This is a genomic window from Methylomonas stagni, from assembly GCF_050154735.1.
GTDB classification, from domain to species: Bacteria; Pseudomonadota; Gammaproteobacteria; order Methylococcales; family Methylomonadaceae; genus Methylomonas; species Methylomonas koyamae_A.
In genome coordinates, this window is the sequence record NZ_CP189557.1 from 2,858,134 (window position 1) to 2,876,072 (window position 17,939).

At 61.1% G+C, this 17,939-nt stretch carries 8 protein-coding genes and 1 pseudogene; 2 read left to right on the forward strand and 7 right to left on the reverse strand.

All coding sequences use genetic code 11. The annotated features are described in order from the left end of the window. Positions 1–25: 25 nt before the first annotated feature. The 7 genes and pseudogenes from ACP4CD_RS13190 to surE all read right to left on the reverse strand — a co-directional run bounded on the left by ACP4CD_RS13190 (position 26) and on the right by surE (position 16,543). Positions 26–1,369, reverse strand: a complete 1,344-nt coding sequence (locus ACP4CD_RS13190) for an HlyD family type I secretion periplasmic adaptor subunit (RefSeq protein ID WP_426991256.1) — start codon at positions 1,367–1,369, stop codon at positions 26–28. Then, complete coding sequence (locus tag ACP4CD_RS13195) at positions 1,366–3,507, reverse strand: peptidase domain-containing ABC transporter (RefSeq protein ID WP_426991257.1); 2,142 nt, start codon at positions 3,505–3,507, stop codon at positions 1,366–1,368. Before ACP4CD_RS13195 ends, ACP4CD_RS13190 begins: the two co-directional genes overlap by 4 nt. Before the next feature lie 174 nt (positions 3,508–3,681). Continuing rightward, positions 3,682–11,787 (reverse strand): hypothetical protein, encoded by an 8,106-nt coding sequence (locus ACP4CD_RS13200; RefSeq protein WP_426991258.1) that lies wholly within the window; start codon positions 11,785–11,787, stop codon positions 3,682–3,684. Between the two features lie 356 nt (positions 11,788–12,143). Next, positions 12,144–12,884 carry a hypothetical protein gene (locus tag ACP4CD_RS13205; protein WP_426991260.1) on the reverse strand — a complete coding sequence of 247 codons (741 nt, stop codon included), beginning with the start codon at positions 12,882–12,884 and terminating at the stop codon, positions 12,144–12,146. Positions 12,885–14,110: 1,226 nt separating this feature from the next. Beyond that, positions 14,111–14,971: pseudogene (locus tag ACP4CD_RS13210) on the reverse strand (Hsp70 family protein); the annotation flags it as partial. A 280-nt stretch (positions 14,972–15,251) separates the two neighbouring features. Beyond that, positions 15,252–15,791, reverse strand: coding sequence for a protein-L-isoaspartate(D-aspartate) O-methyltransferase (locus tag ACP4CD_RS13215; RefSeq protein WP_426991261.1), 540 nt, complete (start codon positions 15,789–15,791; stop codon positions 15,252–15,254). A 2-nt stretch (positions 15,792–15,793) separates the two neighbouring features. Continuing rightward, the gene (gene surE / locus ACP4CD_RS13220; protein WP_064028882.1) at positions 15,794–16,543 is read right to left on the reverse strand and encodes a 5'/3'-nucleotidase SurE; all 750 of its coding nucleotides are present in this window, start codon (positions 16,541–16,543) and stop codon (positions 15,794–15,796) included. 228 nt (positions 16,544–16,771) lie between these two features. Between surE and ACP4CD_RS13225 the strand changes: the two genes are divergently transcribed. Continuing rightward, entirely contained in the window at positions 16,772–17,173 is a 402-nt protein-coding gene (locus ACP4CD_RS13225) for a Smr/MutS family protein (RefSeq protein WP_426991262.1), read from the forward strand. Between the two features lie 183 nt (positions 17,174–17,356). Further along, the gene (locus ACP4CD_RS13230; protein ID WP_313729056.1) at positions 17,357–17,884 is read left to right on the forward strand and encodes a DNA-deoxyinosine glycosylase; all 528 of its coding nucleotides are present in this window, start codon (positions 17,357–17,359) and stop codon (positions 17,882–17,884) included. Positions 17,885–17,939: the final 55 nt, after the last annotated feature.

Genomic DNA, 17,939 nt, shown 5'->3' on the forward strand with positions numbered 1-17,939 from the left:
GTTGCATTACTTGTGTTGTGTGCCATCAGGGTTCTTGTATCGATTCGTCCAACGCCTTGGTCAGCGGCCAGAGCAGGTAAGAAATCACCGAACGCTTGCCGACCACGATTTCGGCGGTCAAGGTCATGCCCGGCAACAATCTGGCTTGGCCGGGCAGATTCTTTAGCCGCCCGTCGCCCAAGGCCAAGCGGCTGGCGTAATAGGCCTCCATGCCGGGACCGGCCGATTCGCGGCGAAACGCGTCCTCGCTCAGCGTCCGCACCGTCGCATCCAAGGTACCGTGCAGTTGGAAGGGATAGGCGTCCAGTTTCAGCCTAGCCAGATCGCCCGGTTTGACGTAGCCGACGTCCAGCGAATCGATCTCGACTTCGGCTTCCAATTCGGCCTCCAACGGCACCAGCGTAAACAGCGGTTCGGCGGCCTTGGCTACCGAACTCAGTGACAATTTCGCGACATCCAGCACCACGGCTTCGGCCGGCGATACCAACGTGACCAGTTTGTGGCGTTTTTCGGCTTTTTGCAGTTGTTCGTTAACCTCGTCGCGCTCGCGCTGGGTCGCCAGCAAATCTTCCATGGTTTTTTGCCGCCAACCTTTATCGAAGGCCGCCTTTTCGGCCTCCAGCGCGGCCAGTTCCCGCTTCAATTCCTGTTCGCGGTTCTTTGCCAACTGTAAATCGCGCTCGACTTCCATGCGCTTCTCCTGGGCTTCCAGCATTTGCACGCGCGCGCCGTAATGCCGATTCACCAAATTGTTCTGCATTTCCTCGATCTCCAGCAGCGGCTTGACCCTTGCAGATAGCGCTTGCTGATCGCGTAGATTAGTCGTAATCCCGGCATGCAGTTGTTGAATTTTTTCCGAGAGCTGCTTTTGCTGGGCCTGATAATTGGCTTTGCGTTCGGCGTCCAGTTGCGCCTGCAATTGCCGGTCGGCCGTGTCCGATTCGGCATCGGCCGACGTGGTCCCTGACAGTTCGGCATTCAGACGTTGCACTTGGGTGTTTAAACTATCCAGACGTATCCGCAACTGGGCCTGATCGGCTTCGGCGAAGGTCGGGTCCAGGGTCGCCAATTGCTGACCCTTGTGGACGATTTGGCCGACCCGCACGTCCAGGCTGGCGATGATCGAGGTTTCCAGCGGCTGCACGACGATATTGGGCAGCGGTGTGACCAGGCGACCCCGCGCGACCACGACCCGATCGACGTCCGAGTAAACCGCCCACAGCAAAAAGCCCAGCAAGGCCGTCAGCAGCACGTACAGCGTGGCGCGGGCCTGACGCGGCAGCGGACTGCGCTCGATTTCGTCGGCATCCGGCAGGAAGTCCACCGCCAGTTCGTCGGTGGCGTGCTTATTCGGAACGCCGGGTTTCACAGATGACTGGTTTGTTGGTTCCATAATTGCCGATAGGTATCGCAGCGGCTTAATAAGTCCTGGTGGCGACCGCTGTCCACCAACTTGCCTTGCTGCATCACTAAGATCCCGTGGGCGTTGACCAGCGTCGATAAACGGTGGGAAATCATAATCACGGTGCGGCCGACGGCGATGCGGGACAGGTTGCGGATAAAGATTGCCTCGCTTTCCGGGTCCAGGGCGCTGGCGGCTTCGTCGAGGATCAATATTCGCGGCCGCGACAGCAAAGCGCGGGCGATCGACAACCGCTGCTTTTGCCCGCCGCTCAGGTTGGCGGCGTTTTCTTCCAGCAAGGTATCGTAGCCTTGCGGCAAGCGTTCGATGAACTCGTCGGCGCCGGCGGCCTGCGCTACCGCGACGATGTCTTCGAAACTGGCGCCCGGCTGGGTAACCGAAATATTCTCGCGGACGCTGCCGCGAAACAAGAAATTCTCCTGCAGCACCACGCCGATTTGCCGCCGCAAATGAGACAAATCGATTTCGCGCATGTCCACGCCGTCGAAACGAATAATGCCTTCCTGCACCGGATACAAACCCTGAATCAATTTGGTCAGCGTGGTTTTACCGGAACCGCTCCGGCCAACGATGCCGATGACCTTGCCGGCCGGGATCGTGAAGCTGGCTCTATCCAGCGCCGCGACGCTGGACCCCGGATAGCGAAAAGCCACCGCGTCGAAGGCGATGGCGCCGGCCAATTGCGGCCGCAAACCGCCGGCGCCGGACCGGCCTTCCGGGGCGCGGTTCATGATCTCGCCGAGCATCCGCACCGACAGCGCCGTTTGTTGATATTCGTTGATCAAGCCGACGATTTGCAACAACGGCGAGCTGACCCGGCTGGACAACATTTGAAACGCAATCAAGGCGCCGACCGACAAGGTCTGATCGAACACGTCTTGAGCACCGATAACGATGATGACGATCGGCAACAGCTTGCCGAGGAAATCGGTGATGGTTCCGCCGGCGATCGACAATTTGCCGACCCGAAAATGCATCGTGATGGACTGCGCGGAAAATTGGTCCCAGATCCGCCGTTGCATCGGTTCGATCGCCAGCGCCTTGACGGTACGCATGCCGTGTATGGTTTCGACCAGCAAGGCCTGGCGCTTGCCCTCGGCACTGTACAAGGCATCCAACCGGCGCCGGTAGCTGGGCAGTAAGACCGCGATAATCGCCGCGATCACCACCGAAAACCCCAACACGATCAGCGCCAGCTTGACCGAATAGGCAAACAAAATCGGCAGAAATATCAGCAGCGCCAACACGTCCAGTGCGGTAAAGAACAGCCGCCCGGTCAAAAATTGGCGTATGCCTTCCAATTGGTGCATGTGGCGAGTAATGACACCGGCAGTGGTGGTCTCGAAATAATCGATCGGTAGCGACAATAATTGCGCGAAGGCGCGCCGCGTCAGGCGCATGTCGATTTTGTTGGTAGCCGCCAAGGTCAACAACTGGCGAAGGTAGCCGAATATCGAATCGAACACCAAGGCCAGCATCACACCGATGCCCAAGACCCAGAGCGTGGATAGACTCTGGTGAACCAACACTTTATCGATGACCAACTGAAAGAAGATCGGGGAGGCCAACCCTAAAAAATGCATCGCGAACGCGGCGACCGCAATGTCCCGAAAAGCCGCCTTCTGCTTCAGGATTTCCGGAATGAACCAGCGCAAACCAAACGGCTGATTCGGATCGCCGAGGGCGTGGTGGCGCTTCAGAAGCACCACTTCGCCGGACCAACGTTCCCACCATTGCTCGCGGTCCAAATAGGTCACCGCCGCGTCGCCGGCCAGCGGATCGAGGATCGCCACCTGTTCCGGCGCTTCTTTCTTGATGCCGACCACAATCACGGCGCCACCGTCGCGCAGTCTGGCCATGATCGGGAAAACGCCGGCTTGCGCTAGTAATGTCTGCCAGCTTAAGCGGGCAATCTTGATTTTCAGCCCTATCTCGTTGGCAATACGCTGCAACATCGCCGCATTGGGTTCCTTGGCTTCCAGTGCATACTCGTCGATCAGCCGTTCCGGATTGATCTGTATGCCGTGATGCTGGGCGATCGCGGTCAAACATTGAATAACCGAATGTTGAAACTTGTCAGCCATGTAGAGTGTGATACCCGCTAGTGCTATACGCCAAACCCGGCATGATAACTGGAAAACACAAGCGGCCGGACATCATGGTGTTGCAATGCCGCCGCTATCAGCCAAATAACGCAAACGACATAAAAAAGGCATCGGGAGCGAACTCCCGATGCCTGTTGTTTGAAGGTAACGCGTTTATTTGCCTTTGCTGGCGAGATAGCCGCTGGCTGGATCGTCGAGACCAGGCAGCGACGGCGTCAAACCGGTCCGCGCGGTCTGCGACGGTGTGGCCGCCAACGCCAGCGGGTTGCCATTGGCGTCGAATTGCTTGAGGGTATCCGCAAGGGCGAGCGTCGCAAGCGATGCCGGGTTGGCGGACACCCTTTCCGAGCCGCTCGGCAAACCGGGTGTCACGGGTAACGCATTACCGCTGTCAGCATCGGCAAAGCTGCTAATCGCTTGGGCCAGGCGATTGACGTTGGCTCTCAAATCGGCTTCTGGATTAGCCTGATCGCTCTTCGCAAACCAGACATCGACCACCGCGCGGTTGTCACCGTCGACGGTTTCGTAACTCGAAGTCAAGCCTATCCAGTTACCGTTATCCAGAGAAGAGGTGGTCTCGGCGTTCACACCCAACCGACTAATGCCAAGCTCGGTCAAGCTATGCAACTCGTCGGCTTGGCTTAAGCCGTCCGCATTGTTGTCGGTCCAGACCTTCAACTCCTTGAATGCGTTATCGTCGGCGCTAATCCAACCGTCTTGATTACTATCTAGGGCTCGCAATGCGGCGTAACCGTCGGCGGCGGTCTGACCGTCAGCGAGCCGGGTCGCGGACCCGAACAATTCCGAACCGTCATTGATGACCCCGTCTCGATTGGTATCGATCGCAAGCAAACCGTCGCCGCTGCCGACCCAACCCACTGTCTCCCGACTACCGTCGGCGTCGATATCGAAGCTCACGCCGGCTGCTCGACTTAAAGTCGAAATACCGTCGCCATTCAGATCCAGCACCAACGGTGTCGTAAACAACGCGTTCAATTGCGCGGTGGTCATCGCGTTCAACTGGGCCGTTGTCAGCGCAAGCTCTTGGGCGTCGGTCATCGCGCAAACTTGAGCGGTGGTTAAACCGAAAATCTGCGCGGTAGACAGCGCCTGAATGTCGGCGGTCTCCAACTTAATAAATTGGCTGGTGGTCAATGCGGCCACATCCGCCGTTTCCATGCTAACCACCTGCGCAGTCGTCAACGCGACGATCTGATTGGTCGCCAGCGCAACCACTTGAGCCGTCGTAAATGCGGCCAAATCGGCGGTTTCCAGAGTTGAGACCTGCCTAGTAGTCAAGGCCCGCACCTGCGCGGTGGCCAGCGCCGCCGCTTGGGCGGTGGTCAGGGCGACGATGCCGGCGGTGGTCAGCGATGCGGCATTGCTGGTACCCAGGCCCACCAGGTCGGCGGTTTCCAGCGCGGCCACTTGTTGGGTGGTCAGCGCGGCCACTTGGCTGGTTTTCAACCCGAAGGCTTGGGCGGTGCTCAGCGCGACGATTTGTTGGGTGCTCAGCGCGGCGGTGCTGGCGGTGGTCAGTCCGCTCAGGGTCAGCGTGCTCAGCGCGGCCAGGTCGGCGGTTTCCAGGTTGACGGCTTGGGCGGTGCTCAGCGCGGCGGCTTGGTTGGATTTGAGCGCGGCCGCTTGGGCGGTGCCTAGCGCGGCCAGGTCGGCGGTTTCCAGCGCGGCTACTTGTTGGGTGGTTAGCCCGGCGATTTGGGCGGTGGTCAACGCCGCCGCTTGGGCGGTGGTCAGGGCGACGATGCCGGCGGTGGTCAGGTTGCTCAGCGCCAGGGTGCTGAGCGCGGCCAGGTCGGCGGTGATCAGGTTGGCGACTTGGCCGGTGGTCAGCGCGGCGGCTTGATGGGATTTGAGCGCGGCGGCTTGGGCGGTGCTCAGCGCGGCCAGGTCGGCGGTTTCCAGCGCGGCGATTTGGCGGGTGGTCAGCCCGGCGATTTGGGCGGTGGCCAGGGCCGCCGCTTGGGCGGTGGTCAGCGCGACGATGCCGGCGGTGGTCAGCGATGCGGCATTGCTGGTACCCAGGCCCACCAGGTCGGCGGTTTCCAGCGCGGCCACTTGTTGGGTGGTCAGCGCGGCCACTTGGCTGGTTTTCAGGCCGAAGGCTTGGGCGGTGCTCAGCGCGACGATTTGTTGGGTGCTCAGCGCGGCGGTGCTGGCGGTGGTCAGTCCGCTCAGGGTCAGCGTGGTCAGCGCGGCCAGGTCGGCGGTTTCCAGGTTGACGGCTTGGGCGGTGCTCAGCGCGGCGGCTTGGTTGGATTTGAGCGCGGCGGCTTGGGCGGTGCCTAGCGCGGCCAGGTCGGCGGTTTCCAGCGCGGCCACTTGTTGGGTGGTTAGCCCGGCGATTTGGGCGGTGGTCAACGCCGCCGCTTGGGCGGTGGTCAGGGCGACGATGCCGGCGGTGGTCAGGTTGCTCAGCGCCAGGGTGCTGAGCGCGGCCAGGTCGGCGGTGATCAGGTTGGCGACTTGGCCGGTGGTCAGCGCGGCGGCTTGATGGGATTTGAGCGCGGCGGCTTGGGCGGTGCTCAGCGCGGCCAGGTCGGCGGTTTCCAGCGCGGCGATTTGGCGGGTGGTCAGCCCGGCGATTTGGGCGGTGGCCAGCGCCGCCGCTTGGGCGGTGGTCAGGGCGACGATGCCGGCGGTGGTCAGCGATGCGGCATTGCTGGTACCCAGGCCCACCAGGTCGGCGGTTTCCAGCGCGGCCACTTGTTGGGTGGTCAGCGCGGCCACTTGGCTGGTTTTCAACCCGAAGGCTTGGGCGGTGCTCAGCGCGACGATTTGTTGGGTGCTCAGCGCGGCGGTGCTGGCGGTGGTCAGTCCGCTCAGGGTCAGCGTGGTCAGCGCGGCCAGGTCGGCGGTTTCCAGGTTGACGGCTTGGGCGGTGCTCAGCGCGGCGGCTTGGTTGGATTTGAGCGCGGCGGCTTGGGCGGTGCCTAGCGCGGCCAGGTCGGCGGTTTCCAGCGCGGCTACTTGTTGGGTGGTTAGCCCGGCGATTTGGGCGGTGGTCAACGCCGCCGCTTGGGCGGTGGTCAGGGCGACGATGCCGGCGGTGGTCAGGTTGCTCAGCGCCAGGGTGCTGAGCGCGGCCAGGTCGGCGGTGATCAGGTTGGCGACTTGGCCGGTGGTCAGCGCGGCGGCTTGATGGGATTTGAGCGCGGCGGCTTGGGCGGTGCTCAGCGCGGCCAGGTCGGCGGTTTCCAGCGCGGCGATTTGGCGGGTGGTCAGCCCGGCGATTTGGGCGGTGGCCAGCGCCGCCGCTTGGGCGGTGGTCAGGGCGACGATGCCGGCGGTGGTCAGCGATGCGGCATTGCTGGTACCCAGGCCCACCAGGTCGGCGGTTTCCAGCGCGGCCACTTGTTGGGTGGTCAGCGCGGCCACTTGGCTGGTTTTCAACCCGAAGGCTTGGGCGGTGCTCAGCGCGACGATTTGTTGGGTGCTCAGCGCGGCGGTGCTGGCGGTGGTCAGTCCGCTCAGGGTCAGCGTGGTCAGCGCGGCCAGGTCGGCGGTTTCCAGGTTGACGGCTTGGGCGGTGCTCAGCGCGGCGGCTTGGTTGGATTTGAGCGCGGCCGCTTGGGCGGTGCCTAGCGCGGCCAGGTCGGCGGTTTCCAGCGCGGCCACTTGTTGGGTGGTTAGCCCGGCGATTTGGGCGGTGGTCAACGCCGCCGCTTGGGCGGTGGTCAGGGCGACGATGCCGGCGGTGGTCAGGTTGCTCAGCGCCAGGGTGCTGAGCGCGGCCAGGTCGGCGGTGATCAGGTTGGCGACTTGGCCGGTGGTCAGCGCGGCGGCTTGATGGGATTTGAGCGCGGCGGCTTGGGCGGTGCTCAGCGCGGCCAGGTCGGCGGTTTCCAGCGCGGCGATTTGGCGGGTGGTCAGCCCGGCGATTTGGGCGGTGGCCAGCGCCGCCGCTTGGGCGGTGGTCAGGGCGACGATGCCGGCGGTGGTCAGCGATGCGGCATTGCTGGTACCCAGGCCCACCAGGTCGGCGGTTTCCAGCGCGGCCACTTGTTGGGTGGTCAGCGCGGCCACTTGGCTGGTTTTCAACCCGAAGGCTTGGGCGGTGCTCAGCGCGACGATTTGTTGGGTGCTCAGCGCGGCGGTGCTGGCGGTGGTCAGTCCGCTCAGGGTCAGCGTGGTCAGCGCGGCCAGGTCGGCGGTTTCCAGGTTGACGGCTTGGGCGGTGCTCAGCGCGGCGGCTTGGTTGGATTTGAGCGCGGCCGCTTGGGCGGTGCCTAGCGCGGCCAGGTCGGCGGTTTCCAGCGCGGCTACTTGTTGGGTGGTTAGCCCGGCGATTTGGGCGGTGGTCAACGCCGCCGCTTGGGCGGTGGTCAGGGCGACGATGCCGGCGGTGGTCAGGTTGCTCAGCGCCAGGGTGCTGAGCGCGGCCAGGTCGGCGGTGATCAGGTTGGCGACTTGGCCGGTGGTCAGCGCGGCGGCTTGATGGGATTTGAGCGCGGCGGCTTGGGCGGTGCTCAGCGCGGCCAGGTCGGCGGTTTCCAGCGCGGCGATTTGGCGGGTGGTCAGCCCGGCGATTTGGGCGGTGGCCAGCGCCGCCGCTTGGGCGGTGGTCAGGGCGACGATGCCGGCGGTGGTCAGCGATGCGGCATTGCTGGTACCCAGGCCCACCAGGTCGGCGGTTTCCAGCGCGGCCACTTGTTGGGTGGTCAGCGCGGCCACTTGGCTGGTTTTCAACCCGAAGGCTTGGGCGGTGCTCAGCGCGACGATTTGTTGGGTGCTCAGCGCGGCGGTGCTGGCGGTGGTCAGTCCGCTCAGGGTCAGCGTGGTCAGCGCGGCCAGGTCGGCGGTTTCCAGGTTGACGGCTTGGGCGGTGCTCAGCGCGGCGGCTTGGTTGGATTTGAGCGCGGCCGCTTGGGCGGTGCCTAGCGCGGCCAGGTCGGCGGTTTCCAGCGCGGCCACTTGTTGGGTGGTTAGCCCGGCGATTTGGGCGGTGGTCAACGCCGCCGCTTGGGCGGTGGTCAGGGCGACGATGCCGGCGGTAGTCAGGTTGCTCAGCGCCAGGGTGCTGAGCGCGGCCAGGTCGGCGGTGATCAGGTTGGCGACTTGGCCGGTGGTCAGCGCGGCGGCTTGATGGGATTTGAGCGCGGCGGCTTGGGCGGTGCTCAGCGCGGCCAGGTCGGCGGTTTCCAGCGCGGCGATTTGGCGGGTGGTCAGCCCGGCGATTTGGGCGGTGGCCAGCGCCGCCGCTTGGGCGGTGGTCAGCGCGACGATGCCGGCGGTGGTCAGCGATGCGGCATTGCTGGTACCCAGGCCCACCAGGTCGGCGGTTTCCAGCGCGGCCACTTGTTGGGTGGTCAGCGCGGCCACTTGGCTGGTTTTCAACCCGAAGGCTTGGGCGGTGCTCAGCGCGACGATTTGTTGGGTGCTCAGCGCGGCGGTGCTGGCGGTGGTCAGTCCGCTCAGGGTCAGCGTGGTCAGCGCGGCCAGGTCGGCGGTTTCCAGGTTGACGGCTTGGGCGGTGCTCAGCGCGGCGGCTTGGTTGGATTTGAGCGCGGCCGCTTGGGCGGTGCCTAGCGCGGCCAGGTCGGCGGTTTCCAGCGCGGCTACTTGTTGGGTGGTTAGCCCGGCGATTTGGGCGGTGGTCAACGCCGCCGCTTGGGCGGTGGTCAGGGCGACGATGCCGGCGGTGGTCAGGTTGCTCAGCGCCAGGGTGCTGAGCGCGGCCAGGTCGGCGGTGATCAGGTTGGCGACTTGGCCGGTGGTCAGCGCGGCGGCTTGATGGGATTTGAGCGCGGCGGCTTGGGCGGTGCTCAGCGCGGCCAGGTCGGCGGTTTCCAGCGCGGCGATTTGGCGGGTGGTCAGCCCGGCGATTTGGGCGGTGGCCAGGGCCGCCGCTTGGGCGGTGGTCAGCGCGACGATGCCGGCGGTGGTCAGCGATGCGGCATTGCTGGTACCCAGGCCCACCAGGTCGGCGGTTTCCAGCGCGGCCACTTGTTGGGTGGTCAGCGCGGCCACTTGGCTGGTTTTCAGGCCGAAGGCTTGGGCGGTGCTCAGCGCGACGATTTGTTGGGTGCTCAGCGCGGCGGTGCTGGCGGTGGTCAGTCCGCTCAGGGTCAGCGTGGTCAGCGCGGCCAGGTCGGCGGTTTCCAGGTTGACGGCTTGGGCGGTGCTCAGCGCGGCGGCTTGGTTGGATTTGAGCGCGGCGGCTTGGGCGGTGCCTAGCGCGGCCAGGTCGGCGGTTTCCAGCGCGGCTACTTGTTGGGTGGTTAGCCCGGCGATTTGGGCGGTGGTCAACGCCGCCGCTTGGGCGGTGGTCAGGGCGACGATGCCGGCGGTGGTCAGGTTGCTCAGCGCCAGGGTGCTGAGCGCGGCCAGGTCGGCGGTGATCAGGTTGGCGACTTGGCCGGTGGTCAGCGCGGCGGCTTGATGGGATTTGAGCGCGGCGGCTTGGGCGGTGCTCAGCGCGGCCAGGTCGGCGGTTTCCAGCGCGGCGATTTGGCGGGTGGTCAGCCCGGCGATTTGGGCGGTGGCCAGCGCCGCCGCTTGGGCGGTGGTCAGGGCGACGATGCCGGCGGTGGTCAGCGATGCGGCATTGCTGGTACCCAGGCCCACCAGGTCGGCGGTTTCCAGCGCGGCCACTTGTTGGGTGGTCAGCGCGGCCACTTGGCTGGTTTTCAACCCGAAGGCTTGGGCGGTGCTCAGCGCGACGATTTGTTGGGTGCTCAGCGCGGCGGTGCTGGCGGTGGTCAGTCCGCTCAGGGTCAGCGTGGTCAGCGCGGCCAGGTCGGCGGTTTCCAGGTTGACGGCTTGGGCGGTGCTCAGCGCGGCGGCTTGGTTGGATTTGAGCGCGGCGGCTTGGGCGGTGCCTAGCGCGGCCAGGTCGGCGGTTTCCAGCGCGGCTACTTGTTGGGTGGTTAGCCCGGCGATTTGGGCGGTGGTCAACGCCGCCGCTTGGGCGGTGGTCAGGGCGACGATGCCGGCGGTGGTCAGGTTGCTCAGCGCCAGGGTGCTGAGCGCGGCCAGGTCGGCGGTGATCAGGTTGGCGACTTGGCCGGTGGTCAGCGCGGCGGCTTGATGGGATTTGAGCGCGGCGGCTTGGGCGGTGCTCAGCGCGGCCAGGTCGGCGGTTTCCAGCGCGGCGATTTGGCGGGTGGTCAGCCCGGCGATTTGGGCGGTGGCCAGGGCCGCCGCTTGGGCGGTGGTCAGCGCGACGATGCCGGCGGTGGTCAGCGATGCGGCATTGCTGGTACCCAGGCCCACCAGGTCGGCGGTTTCCAGCGCGGCCACTTGTTGGGTGGTCAGCGCGGCCACTTGGCTGGTTTTCAGGCCGAAGGCTTGGGCGGTGCTCAGCGCGACGATTTGTTGGGTGCTCAGCGCGGCGGTGCTGGCGGTGGTCAGTCCGCTCAGGGTCAGCGTGGTCAGCGCGGCCAGGTCGGCGGTTTCCAGGTTGACGGCTTGGGCGGTGCTCAGCGCGGCGGCTTGGTTGGATTTGAGCGCGGCGGCTTGGGCGGTGCCTAGCGCGGCCAGGTCGGCGGTTTCCAGCGCGGCTACTTGTTGGGTGGTTAGCCCGGCGATTTGGGCGGTGGTCAACGCCGCCGCTTGGGCGGTGGTCAGGGCGACGATGCCGGCGGTGGTCAGGTTGCTCAGCGCCAGGGTGCTGAGCGCGGCCAGGTCGGCGGTGATCAGGTTGGCGACTTGGCCGGTGGTCAGCGCGGCGGCTTGATGGGATTTGAGCGCGGCGGCTTGGGCGGTGCTCAGCGCGGCCAGGTCGGCGGTTTCCAGCGCGGCGATTTGGCGGGTGGTCAGCCCGGCGATTTGGGCGGTGGCCAGCGCCGCCGCTTGGGCGGTGGTCAGGGCGACGATGCCGGCGGTGGTCAGCGATGCGGCATTGCTGGTACCCAGGCCCACCAGGTCGGCGGTTTCCAGCGCGGCCACTTGTTGGGTGGTCAGCGCGGCCACTTGGCTGGTTTTCAGGCCGAAGGCTTGGGCGGTGCTCAGCGCGACGATTTGTTGGGTGCTCAGCGCGGCGAAGTCGCTGCTGGATAGCCCGGAAGATAGCGCTAGCGTACTCATCACTGCAATATCGGCGGTTTCGATGGCGACGATTTGCGCCGTGCTCAACGCATCAATCTGCAGGCTGTTGAATACCGGAAATTGAACAGTGGTAAATGCGACGATCTGAGCAGTACTCAGAGCCTGCATGTCCTCGGTGGTTAGCGCTGCTACAGCATCTGTGCTTAGTCCGGCGATTTGCGCCGTGGTGAATAATGAAATTACCGAAGCCATAGCCCACCTACTTTACTGAGTTCCTGGAAAGCCGCCTAAATGCAAGCTAGGCTGTTCCGATGATTGACCGTCCCGCCGACCATCCATTTTCGATTGCCGGATACTCGTCGTTAGCGGCAAACTCGCTTGCCGCCCCTGTGCGTTCCGCCTGTGCCGATCTCGCGGTCAAGCTGGAGATGGTTTACTCGCTCCATACATGACTGGATTAGGAATTACGACGACATAAAACGCTGTCGAGTTTAGCCCAATTTTTAAAAATGGACAGATATCCGCCGTGAATTTGTGGTTTTGCCGACAATACTAACAGGGAACCATCAAGCAGCTATTGACAACTTCGCAATTTAACTACAGCCCGGTTAATGCTCTTCAAGCAATTTAAGACCTGGAGGCAACGCCTCTCCGAATATTTGCCGTTCTTGCTGCTCGTCGAGCGGTATGTAGTCGGAAACTATTTGCTGCCAGGAGACAGGCGCTTTGGCCTGCTTGAGTTTGTCCTGCACCAAGGCGCGCAAATGGTCGTCGATATCGCGGACACGATCGTCGCAGCGGCGCGCGAGTAATGCGGCGGCGAAACCGGCTTGAGATTGCTTTTTCCAATCTACCGCCAATAACCGGTGCAACCACTTCGACACGGTATCCGACGGAATTACCTCGTGATTGCTACCATGAAACAAGACGCGCGCGCCAACCCGGCCAAGCGCCCACCAACTTTGTTCGGGCTCTCCAGCCTTTTCCAGCCGTTTCAACAGCCATTCACCAAGCTGAGTTTTATCTGCGACAGGCAAACGCTCAAGACCTGCGGCCAAGCGCACCATATCTTCGTACCCACGCGTCATCAATTGTTTGGCGAGGCCCGCTTGACGAGCCGTGGCGGGGTTTATAAATTTAGCAACGTCGCCGAACAAGCGCTGCTGAGCCTCGGCCTGCAATCCTCCCGCCACGCGCCGCCACAAGGTCCACCACTCCGTCCAATTTTGTTTCTCATTGACAAACTGGAGTCCGTCACCATACCACTTCCATATTTGCTCAACCCGCCAATCATCGAGCGGATACCCAAAACCGGGCCGCAGACAAAAACCGACCAAGCTAAACCACAAACGTTCATGCTGCTCGCTTCGCCGCCGATATTTTCCACCCTCCAGCAGCGCATTGAAAAGCTCGCGCAGTAATGGCGTGCGCCAATCGGCTCGGGGCGCGCCCAGGATTTTTCCAGATCGGCACGTAGGGTTTTCACCGCTTGCGGATCAACGTCCCTGGATTTCGCTCCAAAAACCGTCTGAATCTTTTCTAGGGCTTGCGGTAGTTGATTCGGCAACTCCCCTCCACCGATCGTTGGGGCAGTTTTTCTTATTTGAAACTCCACATCCCAGCGCTGATTCAAATCCGCCTTCGCCACGCATTGCAAGCGCAAGGTGCCGACTTCAGTGTAGGTCGCCACCAACTGCACGACGACTTCCACTCGTTGATCACCGGCGAACGCGACAGCCAGCGGCGGCAGCCCATGAAAACGGTCATCGTCAAGTTCGACGACGTCGCCGGGGCGATAATCGGCGTCCGTGCTATTCGACATCAGATGGAAACGTACCGGCTGGCCGATCCGCAGCGCAAATTGCCGGCCGGTCAATGTGACTTCCCGCCCCTCCTCGCTACCTTTGGGCAAAATACAGATGCCAGGCTTGGTAAATCGAGCTCCCGCATCGTTAACGGTGTCTACCAGTAAAAAATAGCCCCTGGCCGCGCCACCGCCGATTTTCAGTTTTTTCTCGCGCCGGGCGATCGCATACGCGACAGCACCGTAGGCCACTGCCAATTCCGGATCAAGGTTTTCTAATTGTACTGGCGGCTCACCGCGCCAATGTCCCAACAACTCAAGCGCGCGGGTAACGAGCGCAGGGCTACGGAATAAACCACCATTCAAGAGCAGCGCATCAGGCACGATCAAGCCGTCTACTACCTCGCTGGGACCCGCGAACTCCGCCCCCTCGCCGGTACCAGTCAACGCTGCTCTCGAGCTTCGGGCATGCGCCTTAAGAAAAGCGGCGATATGCTTGCTAATCGCGGGCTCCGGGGCGTACGGTAAACCGAACTCCACCATTCCGCTTCGTTTTTTGTCCGGCAGCTCTTCGATTCCGGACAGCGGGAAGAATCCGTCTAGCGCGATGCGTCGCACTTCGTCACGGGTAAGAAAACTGCTTCGAGCTCCGCCTATGAGTTTCGAGCCACCGCCCAGCAAAGTGACGGCGAATTGTTCCGGAGCGGCATCCGCCAACAGACGTTCTTTTGCTACCCGGCATTGTTCGAGTAATTGCGACAAATCACCCGCCGACAGCTTCTTATCACCCCCGGTTAACCGTGTTTCGGCTAGACGCGCGAGCGCTAGATCGATGTTGTCGCCGCCCAGCATCAAGTGATCGCCCACGCCGATCCGAGTGAGTTTTGGATCGCCGTCACCGTGGTCGATGCGAATCAATGTCAAGTCGGTGGTGCCTCCACCGACGTCGCAGACCAGCAAAAGACGACAACCGGCCAGACTGGCTGCGACTTTGCCGTCATGCCGACGTAACCAGTCATAACAAACCGCCTGAGGCTCTTCCAGTAAGCGTACATCCACCAAGCCGGCGGACTTGGCGGCCTCCAGGGTCAGCGCACGCGCCGATTCATCGAATGACGCCGGTACCGTGATCACCACGTTCTGCCTGGACAACGGCGCCTGGGGAAAATGTTGATCCCATGCGCTACGAACATATTGCAGATAGCTAGCGCTCGCGGCCACCGGAGAAACCTTGAACACCGACTCGTCGCTACCCCACGGCAAAATAGCCGCAGCCGGATCGACAGCGTTATGCGACAACCAGCTCTTGGCGCTAGTCACCAGCCGGCCGTGAGACTTGGTACCGAGCAATCGCGCCGCTTCCCCAAGCACCGCACCATCGGGGGCCGTTAAAAAACCGCTATCGGCATTAAGCTCGCCAAACGCCGGGTGATATCGCACCGACGGCAACAAAGGCCTGGAATCGACTTCACCCGGCGCGATCAATTGAGGTATTTCGAACAGACGGATGGTCTTGTGCGGGTCTTCGGCCTCGGCGTAAGCAACCACGGTGTGGGTAGTACCTAAGTCGATACCGACCGAATATTGGGTATTATTTTTCAAAGCGGAATCACGGACACGATTGAATTGCATCCATTGTATGCCAGATGCCGGCAATCTCGCCGAAGAAGAGGATTGGCGCCGGCACAATGAAACCTGTAATCAAGTTTGCCAACACCAACTGCTCGCGAGTAACAACGGATGGTTACCGCCTTCAGGAATCACGAGTCCACAAGCAAAGTTTTCGCGAATTACCCGGTAACACCCGACAGAAACGGCACAAAAGTGACGCGTTCGATCACTTCGTCCAAATAACCTTCGTCGGTACGCACAATACGATGCAAATACTGCTTCCCCTCTTGACCGACCGGTATCACCAGCACCCCCCGACCGCCAACTGTTGCAATAGAGCTTCCGGCACTTCGGCGGGAGCCGCCGCAGCCAAGATGCCCTCGAACGGCGCATGTTCGGGCCAGCCCCATCCACCATCGGTATGCTTGAAACCGACAGTCTTGATGTTCAACTCCCATAAAGTATCGCGTGCTTTTTTCATCAAAGGAGCAATTCGCTCAACGGTGTAAACCTGACTGACCAGTTTGGCGAGGATAGCCGTCTGGTAACCGCAACCGGTACCGATCTCCAAAACCTTGGCGGGAACAGCGGATTGCAGCAGTAACTCAGTCATTTTCGCGACGATGTACGGCTGCGAGATCGTTTGATTGTGCCCAATCGGCAATGCGGTATCTTCGTAAGCGCGACTCTCTAAAGCCTCGTCGACGAAAATATGGCGGGGAGTGTCGGCCATGACTGCCAACACTTTGTTATCGGAAATTCCTTGCTGGCGTAGCCGGGAGATCATACGCTCGCGGGTGCGCCGCGATGTCATACCGATGCCTTGTATTCGTCGACTCATACTTATGCGTCCAATGCCAGCCAGTCGCGCAGTCCCTCCAAACGCTCGTAGCGAGTTAAATCCAGCTGTAGCGGAGTGACTGACACATAGCCGTTCTTAACGGCGTCGAAGTCGGTTCCGGGACCGGCATCCTGCTCGGCACCAGGCGGCCCCACCCAATAGATGGTTTGCCCCCGCGGATCAGATCCGCGAATGACAGCCTCGGCTTTATGCCGCTGACCAAGCCGAGTAGACAAGAAGCCCTTAATTTCGGAAAACGGCAAATCGGGCACGTTGACATTCAACAAGGTGTCCTCCGGCAAAGGCCGAAATTGCATTTTGTTTAGCAAAGTCACCGCTACTTGGGCCGCCGTATCGAAATGCTTGGCATTGTGCCCAACCAATGAGATAGCCACCGCCGGCAATCCGAGAAAACGTCCCTCGGTAGCGGCGGCGACTGTCCCCGAGTAAATCACGTCATCCCCCAGGTTCGCACCGTGATTGATGCCGGCGAAGACCATATCGGGTTCATCCGCCAACAATCCGGTAATGGCTAGATGCACGCAATCGGTAGGCGTCCCGTCAACCCGAACGAAACCGTTCTCGCACACGGTCGCCCTAAGCGGCATATCCAACGTCAACGAATTACTGGCAGCGCTACGGTTCTTATCGGGGGCGACTACCGAAACCTTGGCGAATGGTCTGAGAGCTGCGGCCAAGGTATTGATGCCCTGCGCCAAATAGCCGTCGTCGTTGCTGATCAGAATATGCATGTCGCGATAAAACGCTTTAAAATTGCCGCATGTTAGCAAAAAAACCGCAAATCCAGCAGCTTACGTGACAAAAAAACCACAACGCCTGAAGAGACCACGCTTTTTCGCGAGGCCGTCGGCAAGGTCAAAGAAATCAAAGCCGACACGGTCATTTTACGACCCAATAAGAGCCCGCCTCCCAGGCCGAAACCTAAATTGCCAGAGATTGTCGATCCTTTGGAAATACCGTTGGACGATGTACCTTCCCGTTTATTTCAAGAAGACCAAATGCTATTCGCCGTGCCGGGCGTACAAAAGAACGTATTAAAAAAACTACGTAAGGGGCATTACGACCTTGACGCCGAAATCGATCTGCACGGCCTAAGTAGTCGCTCGGCGCAAAGCCAGCTATTGAACTTTTTACACCGCTGCGTTGAAAAAGGCTGTCGCTGCTTATTGATTATTCACGGCAAAGGCTACAATTCGCCGGATCAACTGCCAGTTTTAAAAAACGACATCAATATTTGGCTACGTCAGCACCGAGACGTATTAGCTTTCTGTTCCGCACCCAGAAGTCACGGTGGCGCGGGCGCGCTACTGGTGTTGTTGCGGCTATCCGATAAATTCGCCGACAAGGATGACGACCTTTAAAACCAAACGCGCTAACTACTAAAACCTCAAAGAATCGATCGCTAGCAGAACCGGAGCGAGACATAAGCAATATCGATAGCCAAGCAGACCGCTTAAAACCAGCTTCACAGTCATGACATTTAAAGCCTATAACCAGATAAACGATCTTTTTAGAACATAAATATCTACGGGAATCTTCATCAAATGACGATAATCGAGAGCTTCCAAGCTATCGCTGACAAGAATGCCAGAATACTTGTCCTGGGCAGCATACCCGGCATTCGCTCTCTGCAAGATCAGCAATATTATGCTCATCCCAGGAATCAATTCTGGCCGATCATTTGTAAGCTACTAAGCATCAATCCCGATTCGGCTTATGTCGAACGATTAAACAAACTTACCCTATCGGGCGTCGCATTGTGGGATGTAATGAAGAGATGCCGCCGCCCCGGCAGCATGGATTCCGATATAGACTTTACGAGCGTCGTAATCAATGACTTCGATAGCTTCTTCGAAAGCCACGGCAAAATTGAAGCAATATTATTTAACGGCGCGACTGCCGACAAAATATTCAACAAGCATTACTATAGCAAGGCGTTTACCGAAAAAATTAAGCGCTACCGCTTACCTTCAACTAGCCCAGCCAATGCCGCGATGAGCTTCGAACAGAAACTGGAAAATTGGCGTGTGCTACCTGAACTCCTCAATCGCCCCCTTCAGGAGTCTCAATAGATTAGACCAGCAAGGCCTAAAACTAAAAAAGCCGCGTCGGCTTGGGCCGACACGG

Coding starts and splice junctions, on each gene's coding strand:
- ACP4CD_RS13195 (WP_426991257.1), bottom strand. CDS start 3,507: ATGGCTGACAAGTTTCAACATTCGGTTATTCAATGTTTGACCGCGATC.
- ACP4CD_RS13200 (WP_426991258.1), bottom strand. CDS start 11,787: ATGGCTTCGGTAATTTCATTATTCACCACGGCGCAAATCGCCGGACTA.
- ACP4CD_RS13215 (WP_426991261.1), bottom strand. CDS start 15,791: ATGAGTCGACGAATACAAGGCATCGGTATGACATCGCGGCGCACCCGC.
- surE (WP_064028882.1), bottom strand. CDS start 16,543: ATGCATATTCTGATCAGCAACGACGACGGCTATTTGGCGCAGGGCATC.
- ACP4CD_RS13230 (WP_313729056.1), top strand. CDS start 17,357: ATGACGATAATCGAGAGCTTCCAAGCTATCGCTGACAAGAATGCCAGA.